The following is a 24,483-nucleotide window of genomic DNA, read 5'->3' as shown; positions in this document are numbered from 1 at the left end:
AAAGGGGTCTGCGCTTGCACGCAGACCCCGAGGACACCGGCCATCCCCTTCCTGCCAGTGTTAGTCGACCCGCAGCGTTCCCATCTTGATCAGCATTTTCAGCAGACTGGTTTCGTCGCCCGCGGTGATGGCCGTTGCGGTGTACAGATTGACGTTCGAGAGCGTGATGGTCTGGTCCGCGCCGGTACCGCCTGTGGTGTTGGTCAAGCCACCGTTGGCGCTAATGTGCAGCACCGTGCTGCCGTTGACCACCTCTACGTGGATGTAATTGAGCAGGTTTGAAATCTCGACGTTCGCCGCGGTGCCGTTGGCATCGCCCGCGCTGGTGCGCTCGCCCTGCAGCAGGTCGCGCAGGTCCAGTACATCGCCGCCACCGCGCGCCACGCCGGCCGTTGTCGACTCGATGGTGCTGTAGCCGCCGTTGTACTCGAAACCGGTGATGGTGTCCGACGCGGCGGCTCCGACGGTGCCCCTGTCGGCCAGGCGCCAGGCAAAGATATCGGAACCGGCGCCACCGATCAGGGTATCGTTGCCGCCGCCCCCGATCAGATAGTCATTGCCGTCGCCACCGTTGAGAGTATTGGCGCCCGCATTGCCCTCCAGGCGGTTGTCCAGTGCATTGCCGGTCAGGTTGATCGTTCCGGTTCCCTGTACAGAAGCGTGTTCGATATTGGCCGACAGGGTGAGCGTGCCGCTGGTGAAACTGGCATCGATGACGATGGTGTCGCTGCCGGCCCCGGCGTATTCGACCACACTGTCAAAATTGTCGGAAATAATATAGATATCGTCGCCTGCCCCGCCGCGCAGGGTGTCGGCACCGGTACCGCCGATAAGGAGATCGTTGCCATCGCCGCCTTCGAGAATGTCGTCGCCGGCGCCACCATCGAGCCGGTCCGCGCCGCCGAGGCCATAGAGAACGTCATTGCCACCGTTACCCATCAGAAGATCGCGGCCGGCACCGCCGGTGAGGGTATTGCCGACGTCGTCGCCATCGAGCCGTGAGCCCGTGCGCAACTGCCAGGTCCTGGCGTTGCTGTCGTAGACCAGGTCCTGGATCTGCGGGTCGTCGAGCGTCGGCGCGGCTTCCTTGGAGAACATGGCCAGGTTCGACAGCGACAGTGTCTGGAACGGCCCGGTCGAATCGCTTGGGCGATACTCGATCCGCAGCACTGCGTTGCCGCCTTGTTCCCAGTACAGCAGTTCGATGTCCTGCAGGCCGCCTTCGTCGTTCTTGAGCTGGACGTTCTTGAAGACGCGGGTGGTCGGTGCCTGGTTGCCGTCGAATTCAATCAGCGTCTGGCCGGCCACGTTGAGGCGGAAGCCGTCGTCGGCATAGACCCGGAAGTCATAGAAGCCTGGCTGCACGTAGAACATGCCGCTCATGCGGATGGCCGCGTCGGTCGTCACACCGAGGCCCGAGCTGCCCGTGCCGTTGCTCGCACCTGTTTGCACTCTGCCTGTGGCGCTGTCTTCGTTCAGGAAGTTGGCCAAGCTACGGCCCGAGGTGCCGTCGCCGGCTGGCAGCGTACCACCGGCTGCCACGGCGCTGTTGTTGCCAAGGGCGGTGGTGACGGTAGGTGAGATGCCGTAGGCAAGGGTGCGTGCCAGGAAGGTCACGTCGGCCGAGCTGGCGATGGCCGAATCGGCCGACCCGGCGATATTGGACAAGCCACCGGCGGCCACGTTGCGACCGTTGATGATCGTGTACAGGTCCTCCACGGAGTTGAGATTGCCGGCAACGCCATGGTTGCCGAACCTGGCAGTGCCATCATCGCTGTGGATCCGGCCACTGGTGGTGCTGGTTTCGTTGTAGCCGTAGTACGCACCGGTCAGTCCGTTGGCCGCATTGGGCAGAGCGGTGATCTCGGCTGCCTTGGCCGTCTGGTCCATGCTGCCCTTGACCGAAATGGTGAGAGTGGCCGTATCGAAGCCGCCTTTGCCGTCACTGACGGTGTAGGTGAACACGTCCAGGCCCGTTTCACCGGCCATCAGGTTTTGCACCGCCGCGCTGCTGTTGCGCAGGACATAGGTGTAGCCGCCGCCGGCAGTGAGGGTTAGCGAACCATACTCGCCCGACAGGGCGCTGCCCACGGCGCCCGCTGTACCGGTACCAGCCTCGGTACCGGTGCGCACGCCGGTGATGGTGAGTGTGTCGCCGTCAACGTCGGTATCGCGCCCCGCAGACAAGCCGGTACTGAGGATCAGGCCATTGGCGTCGGAGACGCTCAGCGTGGTACTGGCGGCATCCTCCGTGACGCTGTTAGCGTCGTCGGCAGCTACCGGGGCGTCATTGCTGCCCACGATATTGATGGTGACCGTGGTCGGGGTATTGTCGTGCGAGCGGACCGTGAAGGTTTCAGTATAGGTCTGACCAACGGCCAGGTTGTTGTACGCGCTCTTCGAAGTGTAGTTCCATGCGCCAGCGCTGTTGACGGTCAGGTCGCCGTAGGTACCTGTTACGGTACCGGCCTGATAGGTCTGGGGGCTATCTACGTCAGTGATGGACAGTGTGCCGTTCGTGGTCAGTACGGCATTGGTTTCGGTCAGCGTGACGGTCGCCTTGCCCAGGACCGCAGCATCGTTGGTGCCGAGGATGTTGATGGTCACGGTGCTGGTTGTGCCATCGGAGCTGGTGACGGTGAAGACGTCGGTGTAGGTCTTGCCCGCTTCAAAGGCGTCGTGAGCGGAACTGGCCGTGAAAGTCCAGCTGCCGTTGGTTTGCATGGCCAGGGAGCCGTACTGGCCTACCCGCGTGGTTTGGACGAACGTAGTCGGGCTGTCGACATCCGTGATCGCCATCTGGCCGGTGATGACCAGCGCTGCATTGGTTTCGCTGGCCGACCCGGTGCCCGCGGTGATGACTGCAGCGTCGTTCGTACCAAGGATGTTGATGGTCACGGTGCTGGTCGTGCCATCTGCGCTGGTGACGGTGAAGACGTCGGTGTAGGTCTTGCCGGCTTCAAAGGCGTCGTGCGCGGAACTGGCCGTAAAAGTCCAGCTGCCGTTGATTTGCATAACCAGGGAGCCGTACTGGCCGACCCGCGTGGTCTGGACGAACGTAGTCGGGCTGTCGACATCCGTAATTGCCATCTGGCCGGCGATGACCAGTGCCGCGTTGGTTTCGCTGGCCGAACCGGTGCCCGCGGTGATGACTGCAGCATCGTTCGTACCAAGGATGTTGATGGTTACTGTGCTGGTCGTGCCATCGGCGCTGGTGACGGTGAAGACGTCGGTGTAGGTCTTGCCGGCTTCGAAGGCATCGTGCGCGGAACTGGCCGTAAAAGTCCAGCTGCCGTTGGTTTGCATAACCAGGGAGCCGTATTGACCGACCCGCGTGGTTTGAACGAACGTAGTCGGGCTGTCGACATCCGTGATCGCCATCTGGCCGGTGATGACCAGTGCCGCGTTGGTTTCGCTGGCCGAACCGGTGCCCGCGGTGATGACTGCAGCGTCGTTCGTACCAAGGATGTTGATGGTTACTGTGCTGGTCGTGCCATCGGCGCTAGTGACAGTGAAGACGTCGGTGTAGGTCTTGCCGGCTTCGAAGGCATCGTGCGCGGAACTTGCGGTGAAGGTCCAGCTGCCGTTGGTTTGCATGGCCAGGGAGCCGTACTGGCCGGCCCGCGTGGTTTGGACGAACGTAGTCGGGCTGTCGACATCCGTGATCGCCATCTGGCCGGTGATAACCAGTGCCGCGTTGGTTTCGCTGGCCGAACCGGTGCCCGCGGTGATGACTGCAGCATCGTTCGTCCCAAGGATGTTGATGGTCACGGTGCTGGTCGTGCCATCGGCGCTGGTGACAGTGAAGACGTCGGTGTAGGTCTTGCCGGCTTCAAAGGCATCGTGCGCGGAACTGGCCGTGAAAGTCCAGCTGCCGTTGGTTTGCATGACCAGGGAGCCGTACTGGCCGACCCGCGTGGTTTGGACGAACGTGGTCGGGCTGTCGACATCCGTGATCGCCATCTGGCCCGTGATGACCAGTGCCGCGTTGGTTTCGCTGGCCGAACCGGTGCCCGCGGTGATGACTGCAGCATCGTTCGTACCAAGGATGTTGATGGTCACGGTGCTGGTCGTACCATCCGCGCTGGTGACAGTGAAGACGTCGGTGTAGGTCTTGCCAGCTTCGAAGGCATCGTGTGCCGAGCTGGCCGTAAAGGTCCAGCTGCCGTTGCTGTTGATTTCCAGTGTGCCGTACTTGCCCACGGTGTTACCAGCGGTGAAGGTAGTGGGGCTGTCGACATCCGTAATGGCGATCTGGCCGGTAACAACTACTGGGACATCGCCCTCGGTCGCCGAACCGGTGCTGGCAGTGATGACTGCAGCATCGTTGGTGCCCAGGATGTCGATGGTCACGGTGCTGGTCGTACCATCTGCACTGGTCACGGTGAAGACGTCTGTATAGGTTTTGCCAGCCTCGAATGCATCGTGTGCGGAGCTGGCCGTGAAGGTCCAGCTACCGTCGCTGTTGATTTCCAACGTGCCGTAGGTGCCCACGGTGTTACCAGCGGTGAAGGTAGTGGGGCTGTCGACATCCGTAATGGCGATCTGGCCGGTGACGACAACTGGAATATCGCTCTCGGTGCCGGAACCTGAAGATGCCGTGATGACGGCGGCATCGTTGGTGCCCAGGATATCGATGGACACAGTACTCGTGCTGCCGTCAGCGCTGGTCACGGTGAAGACATCGGTGTACGTCTTGCCAGCTTCGAAGGCATCGTGTGCGGAGCTGGCCGTGAAGGTCCAGCTACCGTTGCTGTTGATTTCCAGTGTGCCGTACTTGCCCACGGTGTTACCAGCGGTGAAGGTAGTGGGGCTGTCGACATCAGTAATGGCGATTTGGCCGGTAACAACTACTGGAACATCGCTCTCGGTGGCGGAACCAAGAGACGCAGTGATGACTGCGGCATCGTTGGTGCCAAGGATGTCAATGGTCACAGTGCTGGTCGTGCCATCTGCGCTCGTGACAGTGAAGACATCGGTGTACGTCTTGCCAGCTTCGAAGGCATCGTGTGCGGAGCTGGTCGTAAAGGTCCAGCTGCCGTTGCTGTTCATTTCCAGCGTGCCGTACTTGCCGACGGTGCTGCCAGCGGTAAAGTTGATTGCACTGTCGATGTCGGCAATGGCGATCTGACCGGTGACGACAACTGAAACATCGCTCTCGGTGGCGGAACCCGAAGATGCCGTGATGACGGCGGGATCGTTAGTGCCCAGGATATCGATGGTCACGGTGCTGGTCGTACCATCCGCGCTGGTCACGGTGAAGACGTCTGTATAGGTCTTGCCAGCTTCAAAGGCATCGTGTGCGGAGCTGGCCGTGAAAGTCCAGCTACCGTCGCTGTTCATTTCCAGCGTGCCGTAGTTGCCGACGGTGCTGCCAGCGGTGAATGTGCTTGCACTGTCGATGTCGGTAATGGCGATCTGGCCGGTAACAACTACTGGAACATCGCTCTCGGTGCCGGAACCAGAAGACGCAGTGATGACTGCGGCATCGTTGGTGCCCAGGATATCGATGGTCACAGTGCTGGTCGTGCCATCCGCGCTCGTGACAGTGAAGACATCGGTGTACGTCTTGCCAGCTTCAAAGGCATCGTGTGCGGAGCTGGCCGTAAAGGTCCAGCTGCCGTTGCTGTTCATTTCGAGCGTGCCGTACTTGCCCACGGTGTTACCAGCGGTGAAGGTAGTGGGGCTGTCGATATCCGTAATGGCGATCTGGCCGGTAACAACTACTGGGACATCGCCCTCGGTCGCCGAACCGGTGCTGGCAGTGATGACTGCAGCATCGTTGGTGCCCAGGATGTCGATGGTCACGGTGCTGGTCGTACCATCTGCACTGGTCACGGTGAAGACGTCTGTATAGGTTTTGCCAGCCTCGAATGCATCGTGTGCCGAGCTGGTCGTGAAGGTCCAGCTACCGTCGCTGTTGATTTCCAACGTGCCGTAGTTGCCCACGGTGTTACCAGCGGTGAAGGTAGTGGGGCTGTCGACCTCAGTAATGGCGATTTGGCCGGTAACAACTACTGGAACATCGCTCTCGGTGGCGGAACCAGAAGACGCAGTGATGACTGCGGCATCGTTGGTGCCAAGGATGTCAATGGTCACAGTGCTGGTCGTGCCATCTGCGCTCGTGACAGTGAAGACATCGGTGTACGTCTTGCCAGCTTCGAAGGCATCGTGTGCGGAGCTGGTCGTAAAGGTCCAGCTACCGTTGCTGTTCATCTCCAGGGTGCCGTACTTGCCGACGGTGCTGCCAGCGACAAAGGTGATTGCGCTATCAACATCGGTGCTGGCCATCTGCCCGGTGACGACAACCGGAGCATCGCTCTCGTTGGCGGAACCCGAAGATGCAGTGATGACTGCAGCATCGTTGGTGCCCAGGATATCGATGGTCACGGTGCTGGTCGTACCATCCGCGCTGGTGACAGTGAAGACGTCGGTGTACGTCTTGCCAGCTTCGAAGGCATCGTGTGCGGAGCTGGCCGTAAAGGTCCAGCTGCCGTTGCTGTTCATCTCCAGGGTGCCGTACTGGCCGACGGTGCTGCCAGCGGTGAAGGTAGCGGGGCTGTCGACATCCGTAATGGCGATCTGCCCGGTAACAACTGCTGCGACATCGCTCTCGGTCGCCGAACCGGTGCTGGCAGTGATGACTGCAGCATCGTTGGTACCCAGGATATCGATGGTCACCGTGCTGGTCGTGCCATCTGCGCTCGTGACAGTGAAGACATCGGTGTACGTCTTGCCAGCTTCGAATGCGTCGTGTGCGGAGCTGGCCGTGAAGGCCCAACTACCGTTGCTGTTCATCTCCAGGGTGCCGTACTTGCCGACGGTGCTGCCGCCGACAAAGGTGAATGCGCTATCAACATCGGTGATGGCCATCTGCCCGGTGACGACAACCGGAGCATCGCTCTCGTTGGCGGAACCCGAAGATGCAGTGATGACTGCAGCATCGTTGGTGCCCAGGATCTCGATGGTCACAGTGCTGGTCGTACCATCCGCGCTGGTGACAGTGAAGACGTCGGTGTAGGTCTTGCCAGCTTCGAAGGCATCGTGTGCGGAGCTGGCCGTAAAGGTCCAGCTGCCGTTGCTGTTCATTTCCAGCGTGCCGTACTTGCCCACGGTGTTACCAGCGGTGAAGGTAGTGGGGCTGTCGACATCCGTAATGGCGATCTGCCCGGTAACAACTGCTGCGACATCGCTCTCGGTCGCCGAACCGGTGCTGGCAGTGATGACTGCAGCATCGTTGGTACCCAAGATATCGATGGTCACCGTGCTGGTCGTGCCGTCAGCGCTGGTCACGGTGAAGACATCGGTGTACGTCTTGCCAGCTTCGAATGCGTCGTGTGCGGAGCTGGCCGTGAAGGCCCAGCTACCGTTGCTGTTCATCTCCAGGGTGCCGTACTTGCCGACGGTGCTGCCAGCGACAAAGGTGATTGCGCTATCAACATCGGTGATGGCCATCTGCCCGGTGACGACAACCGGAACATCGCTCTCGGTGCCGGAACCAGAAGATGCCGTGATGACTGCAGCATCGTTGGTGCCCAGGATATCGATGGTCACGGTGCTGGTCGTACCATCCGCGCTGGTCACGGTGAAGACATCGGTGTACGTCTTGCCAGCTTCGAAGGCATCGTGTGCGGAGCTGGTCGTAAAGGTCCAGCTGCCGTTGCTGTTCATTTCCAGCGTGCCGTACTTGCCGACGGTGCTGCCAGCGGTAAAGTTGATTGCACTGTCGATGTCGGCAATGGCGATCTGACCGGTGACGACAACTGAAACATCGCTCTCGGTGGCGGAACCCGAAGATGCCGTGATGACGGCGGCATCGTTAGTGCCCAGGATATCGATGGTCACGGTGCTGGTCGTACCATCCGCGCTGGTCACGGTGAAGACGTCTGTATAGGTCTTGCCAGCTTCAAAGGCATCGTGTGCGGAGCTGGCCGTGAAAGTCCAGCTACCGTCGCTGTTCATTTCCAGCGTGCCGTACTTGCCGACGGTGCTGCCAGCGGTGAATGTGCTTGCACTGTCGATGTCGGTAATGGCGATCTGGCCGGTGACGACAACTGGAACATCGCTCTCGGTGCCGGAACCAGAAGATGCCGTGATGACGGCGGCATCGTTGGTGCCCAGGATATCGATGGTCACAGTACTCGTGCTGCCGTCAGCGCTTGTCACGGTGAAGACATCGGTGTACGTCTTGCCAGCTTCAAAGGCATCGTGTGCGGAGCTGGCCGTGAAGGTCCAGCTGCCGTTGCTGTTCATTTCGAGCGTGCCGTACTTGCCCACGGTGTTACCAGCGGTGAAGGTAGTGGGGCTGTCGACATCCGTAATGGCGATCTGGCCGGTAACAACTACTGGGACATCGCTCTCGGTCGCCGAACTGGTGCTGGCAGTGATGACTGCAGCATCGTTGGTGCCCAGGATGTCGATGGTCACGGTGCTGGTCGTGCCATCCGCGCTGGTCACGGTGAAGACATCGGTGTACGTTTTGCCAGCTTCGAAGGCATCGTGTGCGGAGCTGGCCGTGAAGGCCCAGCTGCCGTTGCTGTTCATCTCCAGGGTGCCGTACTTGCCGACGGTGCTGCCAGCGACAAAGGTGATTGCGCTATCAACATCGGTGATGGCCATCTGCCCGGTGACGACAACCGGAACATCGCTCTCGGTGCCGGAACCAGAAGATGCCGTGATGACTGCAGCATCGTTGGTGCCCAGGATGTCGATGGTCACGGTGCTGGTCGTGCCATCCGCGCTGGTCACGGTGAAGACATCGGTGTACGTTTTGCCAGCTTCGAAGGCATCGTGTGCGGAGCTGGCCGTAAAGGTCCAGCCGCCGTTGCTGTTCATTTCCAGGGTGCCGTACTTGCCGACGGTGCTGCCAGCGGTGAAGGTGATTGCACTGTCGATGTCGGTAATGGCGATCTGGCCGGTGACGACAACTGGAACATCGCTCTCGTTGGCGGAACCCGAAGATGCAGTGATGACTGCAGCATCGTTGGTGCCCAAGATCTCGATGGTCACAGTGCTGGTCGTGCCATCTGCGCTCGTGACAGTGAAGACATCGGTATACGTCTTGCCAGCTTCGAAGGCATCGTGTGCGGAGCTGGCCGTGAAGGCCCAGCTACCGTTGCTGTTCATCTCCAGGGTGCCGTACTGGCCGACGGTGCTGCCAGCGGTGAAGGTAGCGGGGCTGTCGACATCCGTAATGGCGATCTGCCCGGTAACAACTGCTGCGACATCGCTCTCGGTCGCCGAACCGGTGCTGGCAGTGATGACTGCAGCATCGTTGGTACCCAGGATATCGATGGTCACCGTGCTGGTCGTGCCATCTGCGCTCGTGACAGTGAAGACATCGGTGTACGTCTTGCCAGCTTCGAATGCGTCGTGTGCGGAGCTGGCCGTGAAGGCCCAACTACCGTTGCTGTTCATCTCCAGGGTGCCGTACTTGCCGACGGTGCTGCCGCCGACAAAGGTGAATGCGCTATCAACATCGGTGATGGCCATCTGCCCGGTGACGACAACCGGAGCATCGCTCTCGTTGGCGGAACCCGAAGATGCAGTGATGACTGCAGCATCGTTGGTGCCCAAGATATCGATGGTCACGGTGCTGGTCGTACCATCCGCGCTGGTGACAGTGAAGACGTCGGTGTAGGTCTTGCCAGCTTCGAAGGCATCGTGTGCCGAGCTGGCCGTAAAGGTCCAGCTGCCGTTGCTGTTGATTTCCAGTGTGCCGTACTTGCCCACGGTGCTGCCAGCGGTAAAGTTGATTGCACTGTCGATGTCGGCAATGGCGATCTGACCGGTGACGACAACTGAAACATCGCTCTCGGTGGCGGAACCCGAAGATGCCGTGATGACGGCGGGATCGTTAGTGCCCAGGATATCGATGGTCACGGTGCTGGTCGTACCATCCGCGCTGGTCACGGTGAAGACGTCTGTATAGGTCTTGCCAGCTTCAAAGGCATCGTGTGCGGAGCTGGCCGTGAAAGTCCAGCTACCGTCGCTGTTCATTTCCAGCGTGCCGTAGTTGCCGACGGTGCTGCCAGCGGTGAATGTGCTTGCACTGTCGATGTCGGTAATGGCGATCTGGCCGGTAACAACTACTGGAACATCGCTCTCGGTGCCGGAACCAGAAGACGCAGTGATGACTGCGGCATCGTTGGTGCCCAGGATATCGATGGTCACAGTGCTGGTCGTGCCATCCGCGCTCGTGACAGTGAAGACATCGGTGTACGTCTTGCCAGCTTCAAAGGCATCGTGTGCGGAGCTGGCCGTAAAGGTCCAGCTGCCGTTGCTGTTCATTTCGAGCGTGCCGTACTTGCCCACGGTGTTACCAGCGGTGAAGGTAGTGGGGCTGTCGATATCCGTAATGGCGATCTGGCCGGTAACAACTACTGGGACATCGCCCTCGGTCGCCGAACCGGTGCTGGCAGTGATGACTGCAGCATCGTTGGTGCCCAGGATGTCGATGGTCACGGTGCTGGTCGTACCATCTGCACTGGTCACGGTGAAGACGTCTGTATAGGTTTTGCCAGCCTCGAATGCATCGTGTGCCGAGCTGGTCGTGAAGGTCCAGCTACCGTCGCTGTTGATTTCCAACGTGCCGTAGGTGCCCACGGTGTTACCAGCGGTGAACGTAGTGGGGCTGTCGACATCAGTAATGGCGATTTGGCCGGTAACAACTACTGGAACATCGCTCTCGGTGGCGGAACCAGAAGACGCAGTGATGACTGCGGCATCGTTGGTGCCAAGGATGTCAATGGTCACAGTGCTGGTCGTGCCATCTGCGCTCGTGACAGTGAAGACATCGGTGTACGTCTTGCCAGCTTCGAATGCATCGTGTGCCGAGCTGGCCGTGAAGGCCCAGCTACCGTTGCTGTTCATCTCCAGGGTGCCGTACTTGCCGACGGTGCTGCCAGCGACAAAGGTGATTGCGCTATCAACATCGGTGATGGCCATCTGCCCGGTGACGACAACCGGAACATCGCTCTCGGTGCCGGAACCAGAAGACGCAGTGACGACTGCGGCATCGTTGGTGCCCAGGATATCGATGGTCACGGTGCTGGTCGTACCATCCGCGCTGGTCACGGTGAAGACATCGGTGTACGTCTTGCCAGCTTCGAAGGCATCGTGTGCGGAGCTGGCCGTAAAGGTCCAGCTGCCGTTGCTGTTCATTTCCAGGGTGCCGTACTTGCCCACGGTGTTACCAGCGGTGAACGTAGTGGGGCTGTCGACATCCGTAATGGCGATCTGGCCGGTAACAACTACTGGGACATCGCTCTCGGTCGCCGAACTGGTGCTGGCAGTGATGACTGCAGCATCGTTGGTGCCCAGGATGTCGATGGTCACGGTGCTGGTCGTGCCATCTGCACTGATCACGGTGAAGACGTCTGTATAGGTTTTACCAGCCTCGAATGCATCGTGTGCCGAGCTGGCCGTGAAGGTCCAGCTACCGTCGCTGTTCATTTCCAGCGTGCCGTAGTTGCCCACAGTGTTACCAGCGGTGAACGTAGTGGGGCTGTCGACATCAGTAATGGCGATTTGGCCGGTAACAACTACTGGAACATCGCTCTCGGTGGCGGAACCAGAAGACGCAGTGATGACTGCGGCATCGTTGGTGCCAAGGATGTCAATGGTCACAGTGCTGGTCGTGCCATCTGCGCTCGTGACAGTGAAGACATCGGTATACGTCTTGTCAGCTTCGAATGCATCGTGTGCGGAGCTGGCCGTAAAGGTCCAGCTGCCGTTGCTGTTCATTTCGAGCGTGCCGTACTTGCCGACGGTGCTGCCAGCGGCAAACGTAGTGGCGCTGTCGACGTCAGTGATGACCATCTGACCGGTCACGACAACTGGAATATCGCTCTCGGTGGCGGAACCAGAAGACGCGGTGATGAGTGCAGCATCGTTGGTGCCCAGGATGCTGATCGTGAGCGTGCTGGATGTGCCGTCCGCGCTGGTGATGGTGAATTCTTCAGTGTAGGTCTGGCCCACTTCGAAGGCATCGTGGGCCGAGCTGGCAGTGAAAGTCCACTTGCCGTCGGCGTCGATCTGAAGGGTTCCGTATTTGCCGATGGTGCTCGCTGCCGCGAACGAGGCGGCGCTGTCCACGTCGGAAATTGCCATTTGACCGGTGATCACCACGGGCGCGTCAGTTTCGGTTGCAGCCCCGGTGGCAGCAGAGATGACAGCAGCATCGTTGGTGCCTAGGATGTCGATAATCACGGTGCTCGTGGTGCCGTCAGCGCTGGTCACGGTGAAAACGTCGGTGTAGGTCTTGCCAGCTTCGAAGCCGTCGTGTGCTGAGCTGGCCGTAAAGGTCCAGCTGCCGTTGCTGTTCATCTCCAGCGTGCCGTACTTGCCGACGGTGCTGCCAGCGGTGAACGTAGTGGGGCTGTCGACGTCAGTGATGACCATCTGACCGGTCACGACAACTGGAGTATCGCTCTCGGTGGCAGAGCCGGAAGATGCCGTGATGGCGGCGGCATCGTTGGTGCCCAGGATATTGATGGTGACGGTGCTGGTTGTACCATCGGCGCTGGTGACAGTGAAGACATCAGTATAGGTCTTGCCAGCTTCAAAGGCATCGTGTGCGGAGCTGGCCGTGAAGGTCCAGCTACCGTTGCTGTTCATTTCCAGGGTACCGTACTTGCCGGCGGTGCTGCCAGCGGTAAACGTAGTGGCGCTGTCGACATCGGTAATGACAATCTGCCCGGTGACGACCACCGGCGCATCTGTCTCAGTTGCCGAACCGATGCTGGCAGTGATAACTGCAGCATCGTTGCTGCCCAGAATGTTAATAGTTACGGTACTGGTGGTGCCGTCTGCACTCGTAACAGTGAACTGATCGACGTAAGACTTGCCACTTTCGAAGGCATCGTGAGCCGAACTGGCAGTATAAGTCCAGGAGCCATCAGCTTCCATTCGCAGCGCGCCATACTTGCCTACCGAATCGCCGCTGATGAACGTGACGTCACTGTCCATATCGGTGATGACCATCTTTCCGGCCGTGGTCAGGACTTGATCGGTTTCGGTAAGGTTCGCAGTCGCAGCCTTGATGATGGCGGCGTCAGCTGTACCCAGAATGTTAATGGTGACAGTGCTGGTAGTGCCGTCGGCGCTGGTAACTGAGAATTTGTCAACATAGACTTCGCCCTCAACGAAAGCATCGTGGGCGGAACTGGCAGTGTAGGTCCAGGTCCCATTCGTTTGCATGGTGAGGGAGCCGTACTTGCCAGTTGTCTCGCCAGGCATGAATGTCGTGGCGCTGTCCACGTCGGCAATTACCATCTTGCCGGATACGACAATGGCAGTATCGGTTTCGCTCAGGTTTTCAGTAGCTGCCGTAATGACGGCCGCATCATTTGTGCCCAGGATGCTAATCGTGACGGTGCTGGTCGTTCCATCGGCACTAGCAACGGTGAATTGGTCGGTATAGGTCTTGCCGGCTTCGAAGGCATCGTGGGCCGAGCCGGCAGTAAAAGTCCACTTCCCATCGGCGTCGATGTCGAGGGTGCCGTATTGGCCGACGGTGCTTGCTGGCGCAAACGTGGTGGCGCTGTCGACGTCGGAAATTGCCATTTGACCGGTGATCAGCACGGGTGCATCAGTTTCCGTTGTTGCCCCGGTGGCAGCAGTGATTACAGCAGCATCGTTGGTTCCCAGGATGTTGATGGTGACGGTGCTGGTCGTGCCATCGGCACTGACGACGGTGAATTCGTCGGTGTAAGTCTGGCCCGCTTCGAAGGCATCGTGGGCCGAGCTGGCCGTGAAGGTCCACTTCCCGTCGGCGTCGACGTCGAGGGTGCCGTATTGGCCGACGGTGCTTGCTGGCGCAAACGTGATGGCGCTGTCGACGTCGGAAATTGCCATTTGACCGGTGATCACCACGGGTGCATCAGTTTCCGGTGCAGCCCCGGTGGCAGCAGTAATTACAGCAGCATCGTTGGTCCCCAGGATGCTGATTGTGACGGTGCTGGTTGTTCCATCGGCACTGGCAACGGTGAATTCATCGGTGTAGGTCTGGCCCGCTTCGAAGGCATCGTGGGCCGAGCTGGCAGTGAAAGTCCACTTGCCATCGGCGTCGATGTCGAGGGTGCCGTATTTCCCGACGGTGCTTGCTGGCGCAAACGTAGTGGCGCTGTCGACGTCTGTAATTGCCATCTGGCCGGTGATGACAACTGGAGCATCGGTCTCGGTGGCCGAACCGGTGCTGGCAGTAATGACTGCAGCATCGTTGGTTCCAAGGATGCTGATGGTGACGGTGCTGGTCGTGCCATCGGCACTGGCGACGGTGAATTCGTCAGTGTAAGTCTGGCCGGCTTCGAATGCAGCGTGAGCCGAGCTGGCAGTGAAAGTCCATTTACCATCGGCGGCGATGTCAAGAGTGCCGTATTTGCCGACCGTGCTTGCTGGCGCAAACGTTGTGGCGCTGTCGACATCAGTCATGACCATTTGACCGGTGACGACTACTGGAGCATCTGTTTCGGTGGCCGAACCGGTGCTGGCAGTGATGACTGCAGCATCGTTGGTGCCCAGGATGTCGATGGTCACGGTGCTGGCAGTACCATCTGCACTGGTCACTGTGAAGACTTCGGTGTAGGTCTTGCCGGCTTCGAAGGCATCGTGTGCGGAGCTGGCCGTAAAGGTCCAGCTGCCGTTGCTGTTCATTTCCAGGGTGCCGTACGTGCCGACGGTGCTGCCAGCGGCAAAAGTGACTGCACTGTCGACGTCAGTGATGGCCATCTGACCGGTGACGACCACTGGAGCATCGGTCTCAGTGGCCAAGCCGGTGCTGGCAGTGATGACTGCCGCATCGTTGGTGCCCAGAATGTCGATGGTCACGGTGCCGGTCGTGCCATCGGCACTGGCGACGGTGAATTCGTCAGTGTAAGTCTGGCCCGCTTCGAAGGCATCGTGTGCGGAGCTGGCCGTGAAAGTCCAGCTGCCGTTGCTGTTCATCTCCAGGGTGCCGTACTTGCCGACCGTGCTGCCAGCGGCGAAGGTGATTGCGCTGTCGACATCTGTAATGGCGATCTGGCCGGTGATGACTGCTGGAGCATCGGTCTCGGTGGCTGAACCGGTGCTGGCAGTAATGACTGCGGCATCGTTGGTGCCCAGGATATCGATGGTAACAGTGCTGGTGGTGCCATCGGCACTGGCGACGGTGAATTCGTCAGTGTAAGTCTGGCCGGCTTCAAAGGCATCGTGGGCCGAGCTGGCGGTGAAGGTCCATTTGCCATCTGCGTCGATGTCGAGAGTGCCGTATTTGCCTACCGTGCTTGCTGGCGCAAACGTAGTGGCGCTGTCGACATCAGTAATGGCCATCTGGCCGGTGACCACTACGGGAGCATCAGTTTCGATGGCCGAACCGGTGCTGGCAGTGATGACTGCGGCATCGTTGGTGCCCAGGATGTCGATGGTCACGGTATTCGTGGTGCCGTCAGCGCTGGTCACGGTGAAGACGTCGGTGTAGGTCTTGCCGGCTTCGAAGGCATCGTGTGCGGAGTTGGCCGTAAAGGTCCAGCTGCCGTTGCTGTTCATTTCCAGGGTGCCGTACGTGCCGACGGTGCTGCCAGCGGCAAAAGTGACTGCACTGTCGACGTCAGTGATGGCTATCTGGCCGGTAACAACTACAGGAGTATCGCTCTCGGTCGCCGAACCGGTGCTGGCAGTAATGACTGCGGCATCGTTGGTGCCCAGGATATCGATGGTGACGGTGCTGGTCGTGCCATCGGCACTGGTCACTGTGAAGACTTCGGTGTAGGTCTTGCCGGCTTCGAAGGCATCGTGGGCCGAGCTGGCCGTAAAGGTCCAGCTGCCGTTGCTGTTCATTTCCAGGGTGCCGTACTTGCCGACGGTGCTGCCAGCGGCAAAGGTGATTGCGCTGTCGACATCAGTAATGACTATCTGACCGGTCACGACAACTGGAGCATTGGTCTCGGTAGCAGAACCCGAAGATGCAGTGATGACTGCGGCATCGTTGGTGCCCAGGATATCGATGGTAACAGTGCTGGTGGTGCCATCTGCACTGACGACGGTGAATTCGTCAGTGTAGGTCTGGCTGGCTTCAAAGGCATCGTGGGCCGAGCTGGCGGTGAAGGTCCATTTGCCATCTGCGTCGATGTCGAGAGTGCCGTATTTGCCTACCGTGCTTGCTGGCGCAAACGTAGTGGCGCTGTCGACATCAGTAATGGCCATCTGGCCGGTGACCACTACGGGAGCATCAGTTTCGATGGCCGAACCGGTGCTGGCGGTGATGACTGCGGCATCGTTGGTGCCCAGGATGTCGATGGTCACGGTACTCGTGGTGCCGTCAGCGCTGGTCACGGTGAAGACGTCGGTGTAGGTCTTGCCGGCTTCGAAGGCATCGTGTGCGGAGCTGGCCGTAAAGGTCCAGCTGCCGTTGCTGTTCATTTCCAGGGTGCCGTACTTGCCGACGGTGCTGCCAGCGGCAAAGGTGATTGCGCTGTCGACGTCAGTGATGGCTATCTGGCCGCTAACAACTACTGGAGTATCGCTCTCGGTAGCCGAACCGGTACTGGCAGTAATGACTGCAGCATCGTTGGTGCCCAGGATATCGATGGTAACAGTGCTGGTCGTTCCATCGGCACTGGCGACGGTGAATTCGTCAGTGTACGTCTGGCCGGCTTCAAAGGCATCGTGGGCCGAGCTGGCGGTGAAGGTCCATCTGCCATCGGCGTCGATGTCGAGAGTGCCGTATTTGCCTACCGTGCTTGCTGGCGCAAACGTAGTGGCGCTGTCGACATCAGTAATGGCTATTTGGCCGGTGACTACTACGGGAGCATCTGTTTCGGTGGCCGAACCGGTGCTGGCAGTGATGACTGCAGCATCGTTGGTGCCCAGGATGTCGATGGTCACGGTGCTGGTCGTACCATCTGCACTGGTCACTGTGAAGACGTCGGTGTAGGTCCTGCCGGCTTCGAAGGCATCGTGTGCGGAGCTGGCCGTAAAGGTCCAGCTGCCGCTGCTGTTCATTTCGAGGGTGCCGTACTTGCCGACGGTGCTGCCAGCGGTGAAGGTGATGGCGCTGTCGACATCAGTAATGACTATCTGACCGGTCACGACAACCGGAGCATTGGTCTCGGTAGCAGAACCCGAAGATGCAGTGATGACTGCGGCATCGTTGGTGCCCAGGATATCGATGGTGACGGTGCCGGTCGTGCCATCGGCACTGGCGACGGTGAATTCGTCAGTGTAAGTCTGGCCGGCTTCAAAGGCATCGTGGGCCGAGCTGGCGGTGAAGGTCCATTTGCCATCGGCGTCGATGTCGAGAGTGCCGTATTTGCCTACCGTGCTTGCTGGCGCAAACGTAGTGGCGCTGTCGACATCAGTAATGGCCATCTGGCCGGTGACCACTACGGGAGCATCAGTTTCGATGGCCGAGCCGGTGCTGGCAGTGATGACTGCAGCATCGTTGGTGCCCAGAATGTCGATGGTCACGGTGCTGGTCGTACCATCTGCACTGGTCACTGTGAAGACTTCGGTGTAGGTCTTGCCGGCTTCGAAGGCATCGTGGGCCGAGCTGGCAGTGAAAGTCCACTTGCCGTCGGCGTCGATCTGAAGGGTTCCGTATTTGCCGACGGTGCTCGCTGCCGCGAACGAGGCGGCGCTGTCCACGTCGGAAATTGCCATTTGACCGGTGATCACCACGGGCGCGTCAGTTTCGGTTGCAGCCCCGGTGGCAGCAGAGATTACAGCAGCATCGTTCGTGCCCAGGATATCGATGGTCACGGTGCTCGTGGTGCCGTCGGCGCTGGTTACGGTGAAAACATCGGTGTAGGTCTTGCCGGCTTCAAAGGCGTCATGCGCGGAGCTGGCCGTGAAGCTCCACTTGCCATCTGCGTCAACGTCAAGGGTGCCATATTTGCCAACAGTGCTTGCTGGCGCAAACGTGGCAGCGCTGTCGACGTCGGAAATAAACAGCTGACCTGTGAGCACGACCGGCGCGTCGGTTTCGGCGGCAGTGGCGGTGGCAGCGGTGATGACAGCAGCGTCGTTGGTGCCAATGATGTTGACCGTAACCGTGCTGGCCGTGCCGTCGGCGCTCAATACCGTGAACTGCTCGACATAAACCGCGTCGCCCACAAAGTCATTATTGGCCTTGCTGGTGACGTACTCCCAGTTGCCTGCGGCGTCGATGGTGAGGGTGCCGTAGTTTCCACTGCTGGCCGCTGCCACGAAACCGGCCGGGCTGTCGACATCGCTGATGGCCAGCGTGCCGGTTGCGCGCAGGGGCGCATCGGATTCCGTCAGCGTGACCGCGCCCGGGGTGATGACGGCGGCGTCATTCACACCTGCCACGTTCAGGCTCACGATGGCCGTGGAGCTGGCGCCCTCGGCATCCGTGACGGTGTACGAGAACGAAGCCGGTCCCGTATAGTCAGGTGCCGGCGTAAAGACCACATTCCCGTTGACCAGTGCGACACTGCCATTGGCCGCGTCCTGCACGCTCACGATGACCAGCGGGCCGCCTTCGGCATCACTGTCATTTCCAAGGAGCGTTGCCGGCGATATCGTCAAAGGGGTGTCTTCGGTCGCGCTAACCACGTCGCCCGTGGCAAGTGGTGCATCATTGACCGATGCGACATTGACGATGGCGGTGGCGGTCGTGCTTCCACCCCGGCTGTCACTGACCGTGTAAGCAAACGAAGCTGCGCCGCTGAAGTTGGGAGCCGGCGTGAAGACCACACTGCCGTTGACCAGGGCGACCGATCCGTTGACCGGCTGCTGCACGCTGACGATCGTCAGGGAGTCGCCATCTGCATCGCTGTCGTTGCCAAGAAGGGCAGCAGGCGCGATGGTCACGGGCGTGTCTTCGCTGGCATCGATCGCATCGGGTGTCGCGTCCGGCGCGTCGTTGACCGCGCTGATCGCCAGAGTCACGCTCGCCGTGCTGCTGCCACCCTGGCCGTCGGCGACGGTGTAGGTGAACGAGGCCGGCCCGTGGTAGTTGGCCGCCGGAGTAAACACTGCATTGCCATTAACCAGCGCGACGCTGCCATTGACCGCGCCCTGGACGCTGCTGATGCTCAAGGCATCTCCGTCGGCATCGCTGTCGTTGCCGAGCAAGGTAGCAGGGCTGATGGTCAGCGCCGTATCTTCCACCACCAGCAGCGTGTCGCCCTGAGGCGCTGGTGCGGCATTGAGCTTGGTGGCTACGTCGCTGGCCGTCACGTCGCCCACGGAGGCGCTCACGGTCAGGGCGCCGCGGGACAGACTTGAGAGGTCGGCGGTAACGCTGAAGCGTCCATCGGCATCGGTGATGGCGGTAATGGTCACATCGGGCGTGGCCGGATCGCCGTCGCTAACGCGGATCGACACGGCGCTCCCTGCCGGGATGCCGCCGGTCGTGCCGGTGATGACGATGCCGCTTGCCCCGTCGGGCGCGATGGTGTCTGGCAGGTCCACGCTGATGGTGGCAACGCTTTCGGTGCTGCCGTTGTAGGTGCGGAAGACCGGCTCGGTATCGGTGGCAATTGGCGTGGTCTGGTTGTCGACCGGCGTGACGTCTTCCTGGACGCGGGCCAGTTCGACAAACGAGCTGCCGTTGTCGTCGCCGCCACCGCCATTGACGCCGGCTGCGGTTTCTTCCAGCAGGGCGTCGAGGCTGCCGTTACCATTGATGATGGCATCGGTGACCGGTCCCAGTTCTCCCCGCGCCGGCAGAAGCGCAGCGTCGCGTGCCTCCACGCCTGCCGGATCGAACACCTGGCCGTCCAGCGTCACGGTCTCGCTGCCGCCAATGACGTAATTGCGCCCGCCGTCGAATGCAATTTCGACTTTGCCACCCGCATCGGTGGTGATCACGTCGCCTTCAAAGACGGGATCGCCAAGCTTCAGTTCCCGGACGGCGCCATCAAGGCTGCGGGCCGTGGCGTGGCCAGCGAGAACAGTTACTTTACCGATAAGGTTACCTGCGGTTGCCATGATGTAGCTCCAAACGGATGACGAGATACTCCCGACTGTATCAAACAGCGTTGCCGCATGGCATTGTACTGAGGTACAGTAGGGAAATAAAAATAGCTAAATGGAAATATCAGGCGCGCTGGCGTTCGCCAATCAGCAGTGCCAGCTGCATACGGTCCTGCAGGCCGAGCTTTTCCAGCACGGCGCCCATGTGGGCCTTGACGGTGCGCTCGGTGATGGTCAGCTGGCGTGCGATTTCCTTGTTGCGCATACCGGTTGCCACCAGTTCGGCCACTTCGATTTCGCGCGCGGTGAGGCCGTTGCGCCACTGAGGACGGCGCGCCGCTTCCGGCACCGCGATCCGGTGCTGCACCCCGAGCAGGCGCTGCATCAGCGTCTCGCCGATCCATAGCCCGCCCTGGGCGACTACGGAAGCGACCTTGAGCAGCACTTCAGCGCCTGCGTGGCTGTTGCAGTAGCCGCGTGCCTGCAGCCCGAGCGCCGCGATGGCTTCGGCGTCGTCCGGCAGGTCGCTCATGACGATGACGGGGGTGGCGGTGCAGTGCATGCGCAGCGCGGCCATGTGGCCGGCCAGGCCGGTGCTGCCATCAAGACGCAGCCATGCAAGCGAGGCGCACGAGGCAGCCTGGTCCAGCTGCCCGGGGGCGGCGCAGCGGGCCTGGGGGAAGGCTTCGCGCCATGCCGGCAGCATGATGCCGCCGGCGCTGATGAATAAATGGTCCATGCTGTCCAATTCCATGCTCCTAGCGTTCCGTCATGGCGGCTGATTTCGCCCTGAGCACGGGTTTGAGGAGGTAGGACAGAATGGTCTTCTTGCCCGTGATGATGTCCACTTCGGCCACCATGCCCGGGATGATGGGCAGATTGCCGGCCAGGGTGGACTGGTCGGTGGCCACGCGCACCGTGTAGAAAGTGTTGCCCCGGTCGTCGGTCACCGAGTCGGCGCCAATGTGCTCCACACGCGCATTGAGGCCACCATAGACCGCGAAATCGTAGGCGGTGAACTTCACAATGGCACGCTGGCCCGGCTGCAGGAAAGCGATGTCGCGCGGCGCCACCTTGGCCTCGAGTAGCAGGCGACCCTCCAGCGGCACGATCTCGACCACGTCGCGCCCGGGCTGCACCACGCCGCCCACGGTATTGACCAGGAGGCGCTTGATGGTGCCCTTGACGGGCGAACGCAGGGCCGACTGCTTGACGCGGTCGGCCAGGCCGGTGCCACTCTGGGTCAGGGCGTTCAGGCGCGCCATGGTTTCTGAATACTCCTTGCTGGCGGTATTGCGAAACACCAGTTCCACTTCCTGGATCTTGCGGGTCGATTCGGAGATGCTGGCCTGAACGCGCGCGATCTGGGATCCTGCAATCTCGCGCTCGCCCTTGAATCGCGCCACGTCACGTTCCAGGCGCAGCAGCTCGACTTCGGACACCGCGCCGGAACTGAGCAGGGGCCGGGTGACGGCCAGTTCACGGCTGGTCGAGTCGTAGGCCTGGGCGGCCTGGCGCTGCTTGGCGGTAGCTTCATTGAGTTCCTGCGAGCGCTGCGCCAGCTGCTGGCGCGCGATCATGAGCTGGGTCTGCAATTCCGAAGTGGCTGTCTCGAACAGGCGCCTTTCTTCATCGACCGTCTGCGGGTCTTCGGCCAGCACTTCGGGCGGCGGCACGAAGGGCTTGCCCTCGCCGATGGCGCGCAGGCGCGCGGCCTTGGCGGCCAGCGACAGGTATTGCGAGCGGTTTTCCCGCACCGACGACTCAAAACGGGTGGAATCGACCTGCAGCAGCACCTGGCCTTCGGACACGGCCTGGCCTTCCTGCACCAGGATCTTGGAGACGATGCCGCCGTCCAGGCTTTGCAGCACCTGCAGCTGGCGCGAAGGTATCACCTTGGCGTCGCCGCGCGTGATTTCATCAACCTGGATCAGCGCTGTCCACACCACGAACAGGACCACCGCTGCCAGCAGCGCATACATCAGCACCCGGGCGCGCAGCGGCTCCTGGCGGATGATCATGCTGTCGGCATCATTGCGGAAATCCGTTTCGCCCGACAGGGTGGCGCTGTCCTTCCAGCGATTGAGCCAGTGGGCGGTGCCGCGGTCAAGCCGGCGCCGGATCACCTCCAGGGCGCGCAACAGGGCGGCGCCGGCTTTTTTCAGGCGCGGCGTCATTTGGCCCTCCCGACCTGGCCCGACTGCAGCGCTTTCATCACCTTGTCCTTGGGACCATCGGCCACGACCACGCCTTCATCCATGACGATGATGCGGTCAGCCAGGTCCATCAGGCTGGAACGGTGGGTGACGATGATGACGGTCTTGTGATCGGCATAATGGCGAATGCGTTCCTTGAACTGGTGCTCGGACGGGTAATCCATGGCGCTGGTCGGCTCGTCGAGCAGCAGCACGGGCGGGTCGAGCAGCACGGCGCGGGCGATGGCCACGCCCTGGCGCTGGCCGCCGGAGAGCGATTCGCCGCGCTCGTGAATGAGCATGTCGAAGCCTTCCGGGTGGCGGTTGACGAAGTCGGTCAGGCCCGCCAGTTCGGCCGCCGCCACCACGGCGCGGTCATCGGCGTAGGGCGCGCGGATCGCGATATTGTCGCGCAGCGAGCCGTAAAAGAGCATGGAATCCTGCTCCACGTAGCCCAGCGAGCGGCGCAGGTCGGCCGGGTCGAGCTGGCGCAGGTCCACGCCGTCGAGCGTGATGGCGCCCTTGGTTGGCGCATACAGGCCAAGAATCAGCTTTTGCAGGGTCGATTTGCCCGAGCCGATACGGCCGATGATGACCACGCGCTCGCCGGGCTGGATACGAAAGCTCACGCCCCGCAGCGCTTCCTCGGGACGGCCCGGATAGCTGAAGTGGACATTGGAAAACTCGATCTCGCCGCGGATCTCGGGACGGTGGATAAAGGCGCTTTCGTCGCTGCGCTCGGTGGGGGTGGCCATGATGTTCTCGAGCGCCGACAAGGAATTCTTGGCTCCTTCGAACTGCAGCAGCAGGCCCACCATCTGGCCCAGCGGCTGCATGGCGCGGCCGGACAGCATGGTCGCGGCAATCAGCCCGCCCATGGTCAGCATTTTCTCCTGGATCAGGTAGACGCCGGCCACGATCACGCACACGTTGACGAACTGGGACAGGGAGGCGGCCGCATTCATGCTCGATGAGGACAGGAGCTTGAGTTCAGCGCTCACGCGTGCCAGGAAGGCGGTGGTCTTTTCCCAGCGCGCCTGCATCTGGCTCTCGGCGCCGTGGGCCTTGATGGTTTCGAGGGCGGTCAGGCTTTCGACCATGGTGGCGTTGCGCAGGGCGGCGGCACGAAAGGTGGTCTCCGACAATTCGCGCATCTTGTACTGCACCAGGTAGCTGTAGATGACGACGATGATGATGCCGGCCAGCGGAATGAACAGCAGGGGCCACGAAATCCACGCCAGTACCACCAAAAACAGCAGGGCGAAGGGCAGGTCGATGAGGGTGGTGACGGTGGCCGAGGCAATGAAGTCGCGCACCGTCTCGAACGAGCGCAGGTTGGCCGCGAACGCGCCCACGGAGCTGGGTCGATGCGCCATGCGCATGCCGAGCACGCGCTCCATGATCAGGCTGGAGAGCTGCAAGTCCACGCGCGAACTTGCCAGGTCGACAAAATGGCCACGCAGCAGGCGCACGATGTAATCCATGATCATCACCAGCACGATGCCGCCGGCGAACACCCATAGGGTTTCCACGGCAAAATTGGGCACGACACGGTCGTACACATTCATCGTAAACAGCGGCATGGCCAGGCCGAACAGGTTGATCAGGAGGGCGGCGCTGAGAATATCCTTGAAGATGGGCCGCTGTTCCAGGATGGTGCCCCAGAACCAGTGCCGTTGCGGCACTGCCACCAGCGGCGGGGTGCGCTCGTCAAAGCGAAAGTGCGGGCGTGAAAAGATGGCAATGCCGGTATAGCGCGCTTCGAGTTCCGCGCGCGGCAGGTAGACGGCGCCTTGGGCGCCGTCGGGCAGCAGGACCTGGGCTTCGCCGTCGGCGCTCCAGCCCTGCAGGACGCAGGCTTCATTGTCATTGAGCAGCAAGATCACGGGCAACAGGGCATTGTCGATCTTGCGCAGCGAACGGCGCACGATCTTGCTGGAAAAACCGGCATGGGCGGCCGCGCGCGCGAACAGCGAGGGCGTCAAGCCTTCCTTGGGCAGGGGCAAGCCGGCGCTGAGGGCGGCGCGGGTGCTGGGACGGCCGTGAATGCGCGTCAGTTCAACCAGGCAATCAAGCAGGGGGTCCGGATGGAGCAAGTCTTCCCGAATGCCGGCCTCGGCGGTGCTAGGGAAGATGGGCGGCTGGGTGCCGGAATCTGCTGGCTGCTTCAAAGTGGTCATGTCTTAAGCCGGGTCGCCCGCGCGCGCGGAGCGAGGCCGGCGCGGCACGGTACATCGAACAATGCATCCTGCATATAACGGCCGGCAACGGAAAAACTTGGGCCGTTATGGAGGGATCGGTCAACGCGTCCCGGTGCTTAGGGGAAACGCTGGTGCAAACGATGGCAGCTTGACGACAGGCTGCAGTG

4 protein-coding genes are annotated in these 24,483 nt (G+C 61.0%); all 4 read right to left on the bottom strand.

Going from position 1 to position 24,483, the window contains the following annotated elements; genetic code table 11:
- Nucleotides 1–60 precede the first annotated feature (60 nt).
- Entirely contained in the window at nucleotides 61–19,935 is a 19,875-nt protein-coding gene (locus tag KY495_RS00620) for a VCBS domain-containing protein (RefSeq protein ID WP_219881863.1), read from the bottom strand.
- A gap of 109 nt (nucleotides 19,936–20,044) precedes the next feature.
- A complete protein-coding gene (locus KY495_RS00615; RefSeq protein WP_219881862.1) occupies nucleotides 20,045–20,659 on the bottom strand; it encodes a response regulator transcription factor in 615 nt (204 codons plus the stop codon).
- Between the two features lie 19 nt (nucleotides 20,660–20,678).
- Complete coding sequence (locus tag KY495_RS00610; protein WP_219881861.1) at nucleotides 20,679–22,097, bottom strand: HlyD family type I secretion periplasmic adaptor subunit; 1,419 nt, start codon at nucleotides 22,095–22,097, stop codon at nucleotides 20,679–20,681.
- Complete coding sequence (locus KY495_RS00605) at nucleotides 22,094–24,295, bottom strand: type I secretion system permease/ATPase (RefSeq protein WP_219881860.1); 2,202 nt, start codon at nucleotides 24,293–24,295, stop codon at nucleotides 22,094–22,096. The genes KY495_RS00610 and KY495_RS00605 overlap by 4 nt, the downstream gene beginning before the upstream one ends.
- Nucleotides 24,296–24,483 lie beyond the last annotated feature (188 nt).

This window comes from Massilia sp. PAMC28688 (assembly GCF_019443445.1).
Classification (GTDB): domain Bacteria; phylum Pseudomonadota; class Gammaproteobacteria; order Burkholderiales; family Burkholderiaceae_D; genus Telluria_A.
The sequence above is the reverse complement of the archived record's forward strand: the minus strand, read 5'-3'. Positions and strand labels throughout refer to the sequence as shown.

Excerpts from the sequence above, each read along its gene's own strand:
- KY495_RS00620 (WP_219881863.1), bottom strand. The coding sequence starts at position 19,935 with ATGGCAACCGCAGGTAACCTTATCGGTAAAGTAACTGTTCTCGCTGGC.
- KY495_RS00615 (WP_219881862.1), bottom strand. The coding sequence starts at position 20,659 with ATGGACCATTTATTCATCAGCGCCGGCGGCATCATGCTGCCGGCATGG.
- KY495_RS00610 (WP_219881861.1), bottom strand. The coding sequence starts at position 22,097 with ATGACGCCGCGCCTGAAAAAAGCCGGCGCCGCCCTGTTGCGCGCCCTG.
- KY495_RS00605 (WP_219881860.1), bottom strand. The coding sequence starts at position 24,295 with ATGACCACTTTGAAGCAGCCAGCAGATTCCGGCACCCAGCCGCCCATC.